Raw genomic sequence first — 15,071 nt, 5'->3', positions numbered from 1 at the left:
GCTTACGCCCACCACTACAACTCAGACGCCGCCCGAGCAGCCACCTACCAAGACTGGATCCATAGCTACAATCACCACAGACCCCATACCGGCATCGGCGGCAAATCACCCATCAACCGTGCTCACAACGTCAGTGGGAACAACAGCTAGCCCGCCCAGGTACCCACCCGGCGCGGCTCGCTCGTCGTGGCGCACCCTTCGAAAGCCGGCACACGTCCTACCGTGCGCCACCATCCAAAGCCTGCGCCGCGAGTCGAATGCAACTCAACACGGTGCGTATTCACGGGACCGTGGCGCATGCTTGAGCCATGAGCACAAACGGTGACGGGTGGGTGTACGGGCCCGACGGCCGCAAGTTTTGGGGTCTTTTCGGGGCGGCCGGCCTGCTCGTGCACCACGAGGAGCTGGGGGTGCTGCTGCAGCACCGCGCGCTTTGGAGCCACCAGGGTGACACCTGGGGGCTGCCCGGCGGGGCGCGCCACGAACACGAGAGTGCGCTCGAAGCGGCTCTGCGGGAGGCCCGCGAAGAGGCCGGCGTGCCCCCGGAGCTGGTCTCCGTGCAGTTCAGCTCCGTGCTCGACCTCGGTTTCTGGTCGTACACGACGGTCGTGGTGCGCGCCACGAAGCGCTTCGAACCCGTGATCAGCGACCAGGAGAGCATCGCGTTGCGCTGGGTACCGCGCCACGAGGTCGACGCGCTGCCGCTGCATCCGGGCTTCGCCACCAGCTGGCCGGCCCTACTCGCCCGCCTCTGAACCCGCACCGCCATTAAACCCGCACCACCTCGCCCGGTGACTTGTCCGGCCGCCAACCGCGCCAGACCGGGTGGCGCGCTCGCCCCGTGCCGGTCCATTCGGAGAATTCCACCTCGCCCACCAGCACCGGGCGCACCCACCGCGCATCGCGGGCGCCGGCGGGCGGGATGCCGGTGAAGGGGTTGTCCACCGCAGCGATGGCATCCAGTCGCGCCCGCAGGTCCTCGAGGTCTGCGTCCCGGAACCCGGTGCCGACCCGGCCGATATAGGTCAGCGTGTCTCCGTTCGGAATCCCCAGGAGGAGGGAGCCCACGGTGTCGGCTCGGCGCCCGTTGCCCGGTCGCCACCCGCCGATCACCGCCTCCTGGGTGCGATGGTGCTTGATCTTGATCCACGATCGGGACCGCCGACCGGCCTCGTAGCGCCCGTCCCGGGTCTTGGCGACGATCCCCTCGAAGCCGAGCTCGCTGCTGGTCGCCACGGCCTGGGTGGAGTCGCCCGTGAAGACCGGCGGCACCTGCACCGCACCGGACCCGGTGACAATCTCCTCGAGCACGCGGCGCCGGGCCGTGTACGTCAGGTCGAGCAGCGGCTCCCCGTCACGTTCGAGCACGTCGAAAGCCAGAAACCGCACCGGGGTGGATGCCTCGGCCGCTTCGATCTGTCGGCGACCGGTCAGGCCCAGCCGCGTCTGCAGCAGCCCGAAGTTCGGCCGCCCGCCCGCGTCCATCGCGACGATCTCCCCGTCGAGCACCGCAAAGTCGGCCGAAACCGCTCCCGGCAACGCGCGCACCAGCTCGGGATACGCGTGCGTGATGTCGCTGCCGTTCCGGGTGAACAAGCGCACGTCCGGGCCTAGGCCGGCGGCTCCGAGATAGGCGAGCGCGCGGATGCCGTCCCACTTCATTTCGTAGGTCCACTCGTCGTCTTCGGACAGGTCGGCTATGGAACCGGGCGTGGCAAGCATGGGCCCGTATTGTGTGCGGCGTGCGGACCGGCCGCCCGTTTTGGCCGTCGCGCCCGCCCCGGTGCCCACGTCCCCGGCCCGCCTGGCCGGCCGTGTCTTCATCAGGTGGATCAGCCAGTTCCGGTCGGCCACGTCCGTGCCCTTCGTGCGGATCAGGGCAAAGCGCCGCGTGCCACCGAGCCTGCCGCCCGGTTCGCCCTGCAGTACGGCGATCACCTCGTCACCCCGCCACTTCTCCAGCTCGTAGCTGCCGTGGTCCCAGATGCTCATGGTGCCGGCCCCGTATTCGCCGGCCGGGATATCACCCTCGAACGTGGCGTATTCGAGCGGATGGTCCTCGGTGCGCACGGCGAGCCGATTCTTCGCCGGATCGGTCGGCACCCCGCGCGGCAACACCCACGACGTCAGCACCCCGTCGTGCTCGAGCCGAAAGTCGTAGTGCAGGTTGCGGGCGTGGTGCTCTTGAATGACGAATGACCGACCCGCGGATGCGTCCGGCGCACCGGTCGGCATCGGCTCCGAGGTGCGGGAAGCGTCTCGTTTGCCGAGGTAGACGGCCAGCGCACCGGCTCCCGCCCCGGCGCCTTTACCGGTCTCGTCACCGGCACCACCGGCATCCGTGGTGCCCCGGCCGGAATGTGCCTCGAGCAGCGCGGCCAGCGGGTCCCCGCTACGCTGCACCCGGTGCATCGCCTGCTTGTAGTCGATCTGTGCGAGCCCGGGGGAGGCCAGTTCCCGCCAGGTGCGCGGCATGGCCACCATCGGATGCAGCGTTCCGCGCAACGAATACGGGGTGATGGTCGTCTTGTGGGCGCTGTTCTGGCTCCAGTCCACGAACACCCGCCCCGGTCGATGAGCCTTCTTCATATCGCTGACGATGAGGTCCGGATGGTCGGCTTCGAGCGCGCGGGCCAGCTCGTGTGCGACCTGGGAGACCTGGTCCGAGGTGTGCGTGAGGTCCAGCGGTGCGTAGAGGTGGATGCCCTTCGACCCGCTGGTGACCGGCAGCGGGTCCAGGCCCATGTCTCGCAGGATGGCCCGGGCCAGACGGGCGACCTCCGCGCACTCGTCGAGGGTGACCCCGTCGCCGGGGTCCAGGTCGATCACCAGTCGGTCCGGGTTGCGCGGGCGTCCACCCCGGCCGAACTGCCACTGTGGAACGTGGATCTCCAGCGCCGAGATCTGGGCGAGCCAGGTCAGCGTCGCGAGGTCGTTGACCAGCGGGTACTCGCTCACGTGGTTCGAATGCTGGATCGGCCGGCGTTTCACCCAGCTCGGCGTCGCCTGGTCCAGGTTCTTCTGGAAGAACACGTGTCCGGGTGCGTCCCGGGTGCCCACACCGTGTACCCACCTTTTCCGGGTCGCCGGGCGGTTCGCGGTGTGCGGGATCATCACGTCGGCGATGAACGCGTAGTAGCCGAGAACGTCGGCCTTCGTGGTCCCCGACTCCGAGTAGAGCACCTTGTCGAGATGCGTGAGTGTGATCCGGTGTCCGCCGACGGTGACGACCTGGCGGGAGTCAGGGGAGGGCGGCCGCTCGTTCATACCTCCAGCATGCTCTCGCGGCCACAGCGTGCCTAGCCCTCTCGGCGCACCGGGTGTGTACTGAAGTGATGAGATCGATCTGGAAGGGCGCGATCACCTTCGGGCTGGTCAATGTGCCCGTCAAGGTCTACAGCGCCACCGAAGACCACGACGTCGCCCTGCACCAGGTGCACGACGCCGATGGCGGGCGCATCCGTTACCAGCGCCGGTGCGAGCGCTGCGGACGGGTCGTCGACTATGCGCACATCGACAAGGCCTGGGACAGCGGCGACAAGACGGTTGTCATCACCGACGAGGATCTGCGCACGCTGCCGGCCGGGAGAAGCCGCGAGATCGAGGTCGTCGAGTTCGTGCCGAGCGACCAGCTCGACCCGATCATGTTCGAGCGCAGCTATTTTCTCGAACCCTCCGGCTCACCCAAGGCCTACGTTCTACTGCGGCGTGCGCTCGACGCCACCGACCGCACCGCGATCGTGCGGTTCGCGCTGCGGCAGAAGACCCGACTCGGTGCCCTCCGGGTGCGCGGGGACGTGCTGCTGCTGCAGTCGCTGCTGTGGGGCGACGAGGTGCGGGCCGTTGAATTCCCGATGCTCCAGGAGTCGGTGCGCATCTCCGCCCAGGAGCTCGAGCTTTCGGCCGCACTGGTTGACTCCTTCGCCGCCGAGTTCTCGCCGCAGGATTTCCGGGACGACTACCAGGACCAGCTCCGCGAACTGCTCGAGGCGAAGCTCGCCGCGGGCGAAGCCCTCGACACCGAGCTCACCTTCGGCCGCGAACCCCGGGAAGGCGAGGAAGGCGGGGGAGAGGTGCTCGACCTGATGGAGGCCCTCCGCCGCAGCGTGGAGCGCAGCCGCGGCCAGGCGAAGCCGGGCGCGTCGGATAAATCCGAGAAACGCGCCGACAAGGTGCATAAACGGGTGTCGGGAAACTGACGAGGCCGCATTCCGGTTCGGCCGCCGCGTCGGTAGACTCGATGATTGTGACAGGGGCAGAGGGAACCGGCGTCAGCTCAAAGGTGATCACCCTGCCCAATCTGCTCAGCATGCTGCGCCTTGCGCTGGTGCCGGTCTTTCTGGTCGTGTTGGTGCGGGGAGAGGATGCCTGGGCGCTCCTGGTGCTGATGGTCGCCAGCCTCACCGATTTCCTCGACGGCTACCTGGCCCGAAGGTTCGGCCAGATTACGCGGCTCGGCCAGCTGCTCGACCCGGCCGCCGACCGGCTGTACATCTTCGCCGCCCTCCTCGGACTGGCCTGGCGCGACCTGATGCCCTGGTGGATCGTCCTGGTCATCGTGGGACGGGACGTGTTCCTGCTCGGACTCGGCGTCATCCTCGCGAATTACGGATTCGGGCCTCTGCCCGTTCACCAGCTCGGCAAGGTCGCGACCTTCTGCCTCTTCTACGCCCTGCCGATGATCATGCTGGGAGAGGCCTTCCCCACGGTGTCCTGGTGGTCGCTCCCGGTGGGCTGGGCCTTTGGCATCTGGGGAGCGTTTCTTTACTGGTGGGCAGGCATAATCTACGCCGTCGAGACCGTCCGGGTGATTCGCATTCCGCGGGCAATTCAGCCCGTTCCATCCGATACGCTGGAGGACCAGGAGGTGTACGGTGAACGATTCCAAAAAGACGAATGAACCCCAGCGCAAGGCCGCGCCCGATAACTATTCCAATACCGACACGACGATGACGTTCGGGCAGGAATTCGCGGCCCAGCTGGCATCACTCGACGGTGACGTCACGGCCGAAGAACAGGAAGCCATCGCGGCTCTGCCCTCCGGCTCGGCGCTGCTCGTTGTCCGGCGCGGCCCGAACGCCGGCGCTCGTTTCCTGTTGGATGCGGACGTGACCACTGTGGGCCGTCACCCCAATGCGGACATCTTCCTCGACGACGTCACGGTATCTCGTCGGCACGCGGAGTTCCTGCGCCACGAATCCAAGTTCGAGGTGAAAGACCTGGTGTCCCTCAACGGCACGTATTTCGACGGGGTCCGCATCGACACCGCGCTGTTGCACGACGGCGCCGAAGTCCAGGTCGGTAAGTTCCGGCTGACGTTCTACGCCTCGCGGCACGACCTCAAGCTTCAGGCGAGCGAGTAGTGCCCGCGTCCGCAGCCCAGGCCAGAGCGCCGGGCGCGACGTCACTGCTCAGCATCGGACAGGTGCTTGCCCGGCTCACGCCGGAATTTCCGGAACTGACCCCGTCCAAACTTCGGTTTCTGGAGGAACAGAGACTGGTCGCGCCGGCGCGCACGGAGTCTGGCTACCGCAAATTCTGCGCCGGTGACCTGGACCGGCTGCGCCTGGTCCTCTCCATGCAGCGCGATCACTACCTCCCCCTCAAGGTCATCCGGGGCTACCTGGCCGACCTTGACGCGGGCCTCTCGCCGACCCTGCCCGGCGGGGTGACGCCGGGACCGTCGATGCTGTCGATCGCCCGCCGGCTGGACCGCGACGAACTGCTGCGCGAAGCAGGGGCCTCCGCGATGCTGCTGCACGACGCCGTTTCCGCATCGATCATCCTGCCGGCCGACTTCTACGGCGACGACGCGCTCAGCGTGCTGCGGGCCCTGGTCGAACTGCAGCGCAGCGGAATCGAGCCCCGCCACCTGCGCGGATTCCGTGGCGCGGCCGAACGCGAGCTCGGCCTGATCGAGAGTGCCCTCGTGCCGCTCTCCCGCCGTAAAGACGCATCGAGCCGGGCTAAGGCCGCCGAAATGGCGGTCGAGATCGCCGGCCAGCTCGAAGTGATCCGCGGCAGTCTGATCCGTTCTGCCCTGGGGCGCCTGACCAAGTAGTCGAGCCCGACACGCCAATTTACTCGACCGGATGTCGTTGATCAGGACGGTCCGCCTCGGTAGCGTGGATGCAGCGATCATCCGTATCGCAGACCCACCTCCGAGAGGCCATCGTATGAGCGAGCTGAATCAGCGTGACGATGCCTCGCGCTACGGACTCGGCCTTCTCTTCACCGACGGAATGCCCGAGCTCGACGACAACCTCGGCTACCGTGGCGCCGTGGCGGCCCGGGCCGCCGGAATCAGCTACCGTCAGCTCGACTACTGGGCCCGCACCGACCTGGTCCAGCCCACCGTGCGCGGTGCTGCCGGCTCGGGTTCCCAGCGTCTCTACGGCTTCCGGGACATCCTGGTTCTCAAACTGGTCAAGCGGCTCCTCGACACCGGCATCTCCCTGCAGCAGATCCGCACCGCGGTGAACCAACTGCGCGAGTCGGGGGTCAGCGACCTCGCCCAGACCACCTTGATGAGCGACGGCGCCAGCGTCTACCTGTGCACCTCCGACGATGAGGTCATCGACCTCGTCAGCCGCGGTCAGGGCGTGTTCGGCATCGCCGTGGGCAAGGTGCTACGCGAGGTCGAAACGAGCCTGGTCGAACTGGAGACCCTTCCGATCGACCCGTCGGACGAGCTGTCCCTTCGCCGGGGCAGCCGCAAGGTCTCTTAGCGGAGCGTTCACACGCAGTCGACACGATCGGCTGACGCTGTGCGGCTGACACTAACCGGTCAACCTATCCGGTCAACGTTGTCCGGCTGACGCTCCCTGGCTAGTGCTGTTCCGCGTACTCGCCGATGCGGGCCGTGCGCAGCACGCGTTCGAGCAACTGATCGAAGTAGCGCGCCATTTCCTGGGCGCTGTCGCCGGGCCAGGTGTGCAGCGGCTTCGCTGCGCCCTGCGCCTGCTGAAGCGAGGTGCGTTCCGGCAGTTGCGGGCTGAGTACGAGCGGGCCGAACATGTCGCGGAGTTCCTTGATCCGGAACTGGTGCTCGAGAGACGCCACGCGGGCACGGTTGACGATGATACCGAGCGGCTGCAGACGAGGGCTGAGTCCGCGGCGGATCTCTTCGATCGCGCGCAGCGCCCGGTCGGCCGCGGCCACGGAGAACAGGCCGGGTTCGGTGACCACGGCAACGCGGTCGCTGGCCGCCCACGCGGTGCGGGTAAGGGCGTTCAGCGACGGAGCACAGTCGATCAGAACCAGATCGTAGTCCTTTTCGACCGTGGAGAGTGCCTCTTCGAGCTTCCAGATGTCGCGGATGCTCGGGTGCGGCCCGTCGAAATTAATGGCCGACGGGCTGCCGATCATCACGTCGATAGTGCCGGGGCGGCCGCGCGTCCAGCCGCTGGGAACGATGGCGGCGCGAACGATCTTCTCCTTGGGAGAGGCGAGCACATCGGCGATGTTGAGGTGGCCGGTGACCTCGATGTCCATTCCGGTTGACACATCCGACTGCGGATCAATGTCCACCACCAGGGTTCGCACGCCGCGCGCGAAGGCAGCGGACGCCAGACCCAGGGTTACCGTGGTCTTGCCTACTCCTCCCTTGAGGGAGCTAACGCTTAGTACGTGCACAAGTAGATACGTTACCTTCACTAGTCTTGGAGAACCTAACCGTCAGCTGTGCGCGACGTCACGCTTGAAAGGTCTGCATGTTTACGAAAATTCTTGTTGCCAACCGCGGGGAAATCGCGATCCGGGCTTTTCGGGCGGCTTATGAGCTGGGTGCCAAAACCGTGGCGGTGTTCCCTTTCGAGGACCGCAATTCGCTGCACCGCCTGAAGGCCGACGAGGCGTACCAGATCGGCGAACCGGGACACCCGGTGCGCGCCTATCTCACGGTGAGCGAGATCATCCGGGTGGCCAGGGAGAGCGGAGCCGACGCCATCTACCCCGGTTACGGCTTCCTTTCGGAGAACCCCGAGCTGGCCCTCGCGGCCCGCCAGGCCGGCATCACCTTCATCGGCCCGGGCGAGCACGTGCTCGAGATGGCCGGCAACAAGGTCACCGCGAAGGAGCACGCCATCGCGGCGGGCGTTCCGGTGCTGGGGTCCAGCGCGCCCTCACGCGACGTCGACGAGCTGATCGCCGCGGCCGACGATATCGGGTTCCCGATCTTCGCCAAGGCCGTCGCCGGCGGCGGCGGCCGCGGCATGCGCCGGGTGGCTCAGCTGAGCGATCTCCGCGGCTCCCTTGAGGAAGCCATGCGCGAGGCCAACAGCGCGTTCGGCGACGCGACCATGTTCCTTGAGCAGGCCGTACTGCGGCCGCGTCACATCGAGGTCCAGATCCTGGCCGATGCGTCCGGCGAGACCGTGCACCTGTTCGAACGCGACTGCTCCGTGCAGCGCCGCCATCAGAAAGTCATCGAGATCGCTCCGGCGCCGAACCTCTCTGACGAGATCCGCCAGCGTCTGTACGCCGATGCGGTCGCCTTCGCCCGCTCGATCGGCTACGTGAACGCGGGCACGGTCGAGTTCCTGCTCGACACGGTCGGCGAACGCGCCGGCCAGCACGTGTTCATCGAAATGAATCCGCGCATCCAGGTCGAGCACACCGTGACCGAAGAGGTGACGGATGTCGACCTCGTGCAGTCCCAGATCCGCATCGCCGCGGGCCACACGCTCCGTGAGCTCGAACTCACGCAGGACAAGATCGTGTTGCGCGGGGCGGCCCTGCAGTGCCGCATCACCACCGAGGACCCGACCATGGGATTCCGCCCGGACACGGGCAAGATCACCACCTACCGCTCGCCCGGCGGCGCCGGCATCCGGCTCGACGGCGGCACAATCAACCCCGGTGCCCAGATCAGCCCGCACTTCGACTCGATGCTCGCCAAGCTCACCTGCCGGGGCCGGGACTTCCCGTCCGCCGTGACCCGATCCAAGCGCGCCCTGGCCGAGTTCCGTATCCGTGGCGTGTCCACGAACATCTCGTTCCTGCAGGCCGTGCTCGACGACCCGGACTTCGCGTCCGGCAACCTGAGCACCTCCTTCATCGATGAGCGCCCGGAGCTGCTGCGCGGCCGCGCCTCCAAGGACCGCGGCACGAAGATCTTGAATTGGCTCGCCGACGTGACCGTCAACAAGCCCAACGGGGTGCCGCTGACCCTGCTGAACCCGGCCGAGAAGCTGCCGAAGCTCGATCTGTCCGAACCGGCTCCGGCCGGCTCCCGCCAACGGCTCCAGCTGCTCGGCCCGGCCGGCTTCGCCGCGGACCTGCGTGCCCAGACCGCCCTGGCCGTGACGGACACCACTTTCCGCGACGCCCACCAATCACTGTTGGCAACCCGGGTGCGCACCCGCGACCTCGTCGCCGTGGCCCCGTATGTGGCCCGGATGACCCCGGAGTTGCTGTCGATCGAGGCCTGGGGCGGCGCCACCTATGACGTGGCGCTGCGCTTCCTCGGCGAAGACCCCTGGGAACGACTGGCGTCGCTGCGAGAGGCCCTGCCGAACATCAACGTGCAGATGCTGCTTCGCGGCCGCAACACGGTCGGCTACACTCCGTACCCGACCGAGGTGACCGATGCGTTCGTGCGCGAGGCCGCCAAAACAGGCGTCGACATCTTCCGCATCTTCGACGCCCTCAACGACGTCTCGCAGATGCGCCCGGCCATCGACGCCGTGCTGGCGACGGGCTCCTCCATCGCCGAGGTCGCGCTCTGCTACACGGGCGATTTGCTCGACCCGGCCGAGAAGCTTTACACCCTGGACTACTACCTCCGGCTCGCGGAGCAGATCGTGGAGTCCGGCGCGCACATCCTCGCGATCAAGGACATGGCCGGCCTGCTGCGCCCCGCCGCGGCCGAGAAGCTCGTCACCGCCCTGCGGTCGCGCTTCGACCTCCCGGTGCACGTGCACACGCACGATACTCCGGGCGGCCAGCTCGCCACGCTGCTCGCGGCCAGCCGCGCCGGCGCCGACGCGGTCGACGTGGCCAGCGCCCCGATGGCCGGCACCACCAGCCAGCCGTCGGCGTCGTCCCTCGTCGCCGCGCTCGTCCACACCGAACGCGACACCGGCATATCCTTACAGGCCGTCTGCGACCTCGAGCCGTACTGGGAAGATGTACGCCGGGTCTACCATCCCTTCGAATCCGGTCTACGCGCGCCCACCGGCCGCGTCTACAAGCACGAGATCCCCGGCGGCCAGCTGTCCAACCTGCGTACGCAAGCGGTCGCGCTCGGCCTCGCCGACGACTTCGAACTGATCGAGGACATGTACGCCGCGGCCAACGACATCCTCGGCCGGGTACCGAAGGTGACGCCGTCCTCCAAGGTGGTCGGCGACCTCGCCCTCTACCTCGCCGCCGTGCGTGCCGACCCGGCCGACTTCGCTGAGAACCCGGGCAATTACGACGTGCCCGACTCCGTGATCGGCTTCATGGCGGGGGAGCTGGGCGACCTGCCCGGCGGCTGGCCCGAGCCCTTCCGCAGCAAGGTCCTCGCCGGGCGCAACGTCCGCGTCGGAATCACCGAGCTCACCCAGGAGGAACGCGAGGCCTTGGGCAGCGACGGCCTCACCTGCCGAATGATGCTGAACCAGCTGCTCTTCCCGGCGCCCACGCGCCAATTCGAGCAGATCCGGGAACTCTTCGGTGACCTGTCCGTGCTCGACACGGTGGACTACCTCAACGGTCTCCAGCAGGGCATTGAGCACGCGGTCGAGATCGACAAGGGCGTGCGCCTCTACGTCGGGCTTGAGGCCATCGGCGAGGCCGATGACAAGGGCATGCGCACCGTCATGACCACGCTGAACGGACAGCTCCGACCCGTGTTCGTGCGGGACCGCAACATCACGGTCAGCATCAAGGTCGCCGAAAAAGCGGATGCCAACCGGCCGGGCCAGATCGCCGCGCCGTTCTCCGGGGTAGTCACCCTCCAGGTCGAGGAGGGCGACACCGTCGAGGCCGGGCAGGCCGTCGCCTCGATCGAGGCCATGAAAATGGAGGCCGCGATCACCTCGCCCATCGCGGGAAACATCGAACGGGTGGCCGTGCCGCGAACCCAGCAGGTCGACGCGGGCGATCTGCTGGTGGTGGTGCGTCCACGCTAGGCTTGGTGCGATCTATCGACGAAGGGACTGATCTTTTTGTCAGATAAGCGCACAGGCGCCGAGGCGTCCGGTCCGGACGCCTCCATCGAGCCTCTCGCCGAGCCGGGAGACGAGTACCATAGCGAACTACCGCCGCACACGATCGTGAACCTGGCGGCGGCCCTGCCGGAGAACCTGAAACGCCCGGCTACGCACACGATCGAGATCAGCACCCCGGCCGTGGCGCGCGCCGATCGGTTGTCCGCAGCCGTCACGGGGGCGGTCCGCGCCCTCTCCGGTCCGGCCGTGAGCGACGCCGTTCCGCACACCCGCCGGGAGAGTCTGCGCCCCGCCGGCGGACCGGCCCCCGAGTCCGCCGCCATGCTCACGCCCGATCGGCTGCTGGCCGTCAACCGTCGCACCAAACCGCCGCCCCGCGGAGCCTGGAACAGTTTCGTCTACTCGGCGACCCTGCATTTGGTGAACCTCGGCGACTCGGCCACGGTGCGCGCCTCCAAACAACTCGACGCGCGCATCCGCAAGGATTTCGAGGGCGGCACCCGCTTCGTGCCGATCCTCACCCGCAAGGGCGGGGTCGGCAAGACGACCGTCACCGCACTGATCGGCATGGCCCTGGCCGATGCCCGCGAAGACCGCATCATCGCCGTCGACGCGAACCCCGACCGGGGCACCCTCTCCGAGCGGGTCACGAAACAGACCCGGTCCACCGTGCGCGACGTGGTCACGAAGGCCGCGTCCATCGGCGGCTATACCGATTTCTCGTCGCTGGTCTCCCGCGACGCGACCCGACTCGACATCCTCGCATCCGACACCGACCCGCTCCTCTCCGAGGCCTTCGACGAGAACGACTACAACGTCGTCGCCGACCTGGCGGCGCGGTACTACTCGATCATGCTTACGGACTGCGGCACCGGAATCGTGCACTCCGTCATGCGTGCCACGCTGCAGCGGGCCGATTCGATCGTCATCGTCTCCGGGGGCAGCATCGACGAGGCGCGGCTGGCGTCCGAAACGTTGACCTGGTTGGAAGCCAACGGCTACGGCGACCTGGTTCGCAACGCGGTCGTCGCGCTCAACACGGCGACACAGGGCACGAATCTGGTGAAGCTGGAAGAGATCGAATCGCATTTCCGCTCTCGGGTGCGGGAGATCGTGCGCATCCCCTGGGACCCGCAGCTCGCCGCGGGCAGCATCATCTCCTTCGACGATCTGAAGCCCATCACCCGGCTCGCGGCCCGCACCCTCGCGGCCGTCGTCGTGGAGGGTCTTCCGGCCGACCGCGGCGTCTAAACCGATCCGGTACCCCTGTACCCCCGCATCCATGACTTGGAGTCACCCTTGCCCGAGCGCCAGATCCGTCTCTTCGGAGATCCCGTCCTCAAAACCGTCTCCGACCCGATCGGCACGATCGACGCCCGGGTGCGGAGCCTGATCGAGGACTTGGTCGACAGTGTGCGACTGCCCGGCCGGGCCGGCGTCGCGGCCTCCCAGATCGGCGTGAATCTGCGCGCATTCAGTTTTAACGTCGATGGCGAGATCGGGTACATCCTCAACCCGGTCCTCGTGGAGGTCTCGGGGGAGCCCGAGCTCGTCGACGAGGGCTGCCTGTCGGTGCCGGGCCTCTGGTATCCCACGAAACGGTACCCGTTCGCCCGGGTGACCGGCATCGACGTCGACGGCACGGCGGTCGAACTCTCCGGGTCCGGGATCATGGCCCAGGCCCTGCAGCACGAGACCGACCACCTCGACGGTTTGCTCTACCTGGACCGCCTCGACAAGGAGAACCGGCGGGCCGCCATGAAAGAGGTCCGCGCGTCGAGCTGGTTCTGACCCCAGTCGTTCGGGTCCGAGGCCCTAAAGGGCCTCCGCCCCCCCACGAATTCGACGGAGATTTTGCCGGAAACGTCCCCCAACGTGCAGAAACGGCAGTTCTACGGCAGAATCTCCGTCGAATTGGTTCGACGCTGGGCACGGCGCTGGGGCTCCCTTATCTACTGGTTCCGACCCAGGCGGCCGGACGACGCGAAACAGGTCCCGTCGCCACTGTGACGACGGGACCTGTTTTGGTCGTCGCGGGGAGTGCTAGCTGCTGACCGGGTTCGTCCCGGTCACCGGGGCGCCCAGGTACATCGCCTCGATCTGATCGGCGTAGTCCCGCAGGATGATGTCCCGTTTGATGCTCAGCTTCGGGGTCAGGTACCCGGCGGCTTCGGTCAGCTCGGTCGTCAGCACCGTGAACTTGCGGATCGACTCCGCCCGCGATACGTGGTCGTTGGCGTGGTCGATGGCGCGCTGCACCTCGGCGAGAACCTTCGCGTTGACGGATGCCTCGGCCAGCGTCATTCCCGCGTCCTCGCCGTTGTTGTTCAACCAGACCGCGAGCATGTCGGGGTCGAGCGTGACCAGGGCGGCGATGAACGGCTTGCGATCGCCGACGACGACCACCTGGCCGATCAGCGGGTTGGACCGGATCGGGTCTTCCAGCGCCGCCGGGGCGACGTTCTTGCCGCCGGCCGTGACGATGATCTCCTTCTTGCGCCCGGTGATGGTGAGGAAGCCGTCGCTGTCCATGGCGCCGATGTCACCGGTGCGGAGCCATCCGTCGTGGAAGGTGGCCGCGGTGGCCACGGGATTCTTCCAGTACTCCGTGAAGACGTTGACGCCTTTGACCTCGATTTCGCCGTCGTCCAGGACGCGCACCGAGACGCCGGGAAGCGGTGGGCCTACGGTGCCGATCTTGAACTTGGTGGCCAGACCCACGGTGGTCGGCGCGGTTGTCTCGGTAAGGCCGTAGCCCTCCAGGATCTTGATGCCGAGGCTGTGGTAGAAGTGACCCAGGTGCATGCCGAGTGGAGCCGAACCGGAGACGGCGTACTTCACGTTGCCACCCATGGCCGCGCGCAGCTTGCTGTAGACCAGACGGTCGAAGAGCGTGAACTTGAGCTTGAGCATCAGCGGAACGCTCTTGCCCTGATCGACCAGCATCGAGTGGTCAACGGCAACCTGGGCGGCCGTCTCGAAGATCTTGCCTCGGCCGGCGGCCAGCGCCTTCTGCTCGGCGGAGTTGTAGACCTTCTCGAACACCCGCGGCACTGCGAGCAGGAAAGTGGGTTTGAAGGTGCCGAGCGATTCGAGCAGCTTCCGGGTATCGGGCTGGTGACCGACGCGCACACCGGCGTGCACGCAGAGAACCGAGATGAACCGGGCGAAAACGTGCGCGGTGGTGATGAACAGCAGCGTGGAAGCGCCGTTCGCGTCGGTGAGCACCTCTTTCAGCGCCACCGCCGAGTTGCGCGACGTCTCGACGAAGTTGGAGTGGGTGAGCACGCAGCCCTTGGGACGGCCGGTGGAACCCGAGGTGTAGATCAGGGTGGCGATGTCCGAACCCACGGCCAGCGAGCGACGCCGCTCGATTTCGGCATCCGGCACGTCGACCCCGGAGGCCGCGAGCTTGTCGAGGTCACCGAGGTCGATCTGCCAGACCTTCTGCACGCTGCCGAGCTCGGGGTGCACCTCGTCGAAGCGGGAAAAGTGCTCGGCGGTCTCGACGATCACCGCCACGGCGTCGGAGTCACCCAGGATCCACTGGATCTGGATGGGGGAGCTGGTCTCGTAAACGGGGACCAGCACGGCACCGGCGAACCAGGTGGCGAAGTCGATCAGCGTCCACTCATACCGGGTCTTGCACATCAAGCCGATTTTGTCTCCGGGCTGGATTCCTGCCGTGACGAGCCCCTTGGCCAGCGCGACGACCTGGGCATGAAACTCCGTGGTGGTGACGGGGGACCAAGCTCCGTTTCTCGGCAGTGAGAACAACACGGAGTCGGGCGTCGCCTTGAGGCGTTCGACCAGGAGATCGGTGACATTGGCTTGTGGGTCTGCGGGAACGATGGCGGGCAGATCGTACTGTTTCACGGTAGCTCCTCTGGTACCGGGCGGGCGATTTGCCTCACT

General features: G+C 67.1%; 13 protein-coding genes. 10 read left to right on the top strand and 3 right to left on the bottom strand.

All coding sequences use genetic code 11. From position 1 onward, the window contains the following. Both E3O54_RS07910 and E3O54_RS07905 read left to right on the top strand, forming a co-directional pair. A partial coding sequence (locus tag E3O54_RS07910; protein WP_166805220.1) for an integrase core domain-containing protein occupies positions 1–150 on the top strand: 150 nt, incomplete at its 5' end. Positions 151–308: 158 nt separating this feature from the next. Continuing rightward, positions 309–755, top strand: coding sequence for an NUDIX hydrolase (locus E3O54_RS07905; RefSeq protein WP_104099545.1), 447 nt, complete (start codon positions 309–311; stop codon positions 753–755). A gap of 13 nt (positions 756–768) precedes the next feature. On the opposite strand, the gene E3O54_RS07900 is transcribed toward E3O54_RS07905, so the two are convergent. Next, complete coding sequence (locus tag E3O54_RS07900; protein ID WP_134401331.1) at positions 769–3,267, bottom strand: ATP-dependent DNA ligase; 2,499 nt, start codon at positions 3,265–3,267, stop codon at positions 769–771. Positions 3,268–3,335: 68 nt separating this feature from the next. Between E3O54_RS07900 and E3O54_RS07895 the strand changes: the two genes are divergently transcribed. From E3O54_RS07895 to E3O54_RS07875, 5 genes are all read left to right on the top strand, one after another. Next, a complete protein-coding gene (locus tag E3O54_RS07895) occupies positions 3,336–4,199 on the top strand; it encodes a Ku protein (protein ID WP_134401330.1) in 864 nt (287 codons plus the stop codon). Between the two features lie 47 nt (positions 4,200–4,246). Beyond that, positions 4,247–4,900: a CDP-alcohol phosphatidyltransferase family protein gene (locus tag E3O54_RS07890; protein ID WP_255409007.1), complete on the top strand. Its 654-nt coding sequence runs from the start codon at positions 4,247–4,249 to the stop codon at positions 4,898–4,900. A gap of 49 nt (positions 4,901–4,949) precedes the next feature. After that, entirely contained in the window at positions 4,950–5,363 is a 414-nt protein-coding gene (locus E3O54_RS07885) for an FHA domain-containing protein (RefSeq protein WP_104099541.1), read from the top strand. Next, positions 5,363–6,061: a MerR family transcriptional regulator gene (locus E3O54_RS07880; protein ID WP_104099540.1), complete on the top strand. Its 699-nt coding sequence runs from the start codon at positions 5,363–5,365 to the stop codon at positions 6,059–6,061. Before E3O54_RS07885 ends, E3O54_RS07880 begins: the two co-directional genes overlap by 1 nt. Positions 6,062–6,176: 115 nt before the next feature. Next, positions 6,177–6,728, top strand: coding sequence for a MerR family transcriptional regulator (locus E3O54_RS07875; protein WP_104099539.1), 552 nt, complete (start codon positions 6,177–6,179; stop codon positions 6,726–6,728). Between the two features lie 100 nt (positions 6,729–6,828). On the opposite strand, the gene E3O54_RS07870 is transcribed toward E3O54_RS07875, so the two are convergent. After that, positions 6,829–7,635 (bottom strand): ParA family protein, encoded by an 807-nt coding sequence (locus tag E3O54_RS07870; protein ID WP_104099538.1) that lies wholly within the window; start codon positions 7,633–7,635, stop codon positions 6,829–6,831. Positions 7,636–7,712: 77 nt separating this feature from the next. Between E3O54_RS07870 and E3O54_RS07865 the strand changes: the two genes are divergently transcribed. Genes E3O54_RS07865 through def form a run of 3 tightly spaced genes read left to right on the top strand, consistent with a single transcriptional unit; the run spans position 7,713 to position 12,947 of the window. Beyond that, positions 7,713–11,117 carry a pyruvate carboxylase gene (locus tag E3O54_RS07865; protein WP_134401329.1) on the top strand — a complete coding sequence of 1,135 codons (3,405 nt, stop codon included), beginning with the start codon at positions 7,713–7,715 and terminating at the stop codon, positions 11,115–11,117. Positions 11,118–11,153: 36 nt separating this feature from the next. After that, positions 11,154–12,407 carry a MinD/ParA family protein gene (locus E3O54_RS07860; protein WP_241976796.1) on the top strand — a complete coding sequence of 418 codons (1,254 nt, stop codon included), beginning with the start codon at positions 11,154–11,156 and terminating at the stop codon, positions 12,405–12,407. A 48-nt stretch (positions 12,408–12,455) separates the two neighbouring features. Continuing rightward, positions 12,456–12,947: a peptide deformylase gene (gene def, locus E3O54_RS07855; RefSeq protein ID WP_134343341.1), complete on the top strand. Its 492-nt coding sequence runs from the start codon at positions 12,456–12,458 to the stop codon at positions 12,945–12,947. Between the two features lie 252 nt (positions 12,948–13,199). Here def and E3O54_RS07850 read toward each other — a convergent pair whose 3' ends face one another. Further along, positions 13,200–15,032, bottom strand: a complete 1,833-nt coding sequence (locus tag E3O54_RS07850) for a long-chain fatty acid--CoA ligase (RefSeq protein WP_134343342.1) — start codon at positions 15,030–15,032, stop codon at positions 13,200–13,202. Between the last annotated feature and the right edge of the window lie 39 nt (positions 15,033–15,071).

It is taken from the genome of Cryobacterium sp. TMT2-4 (assembly GCF_004402575.1).
Classification (GTDB): domain Bacteria; phylum Actinomycetota; class Actinomycetes; order Actinomycetales; family Microbacteriaceae; genus Cryobacterium; species Cryobacterium sandaracinum.
Note: the sequence above shows the minus strand (reverse complement) of the source record. Positions and strands in the feature narration are given on the sequence as shown.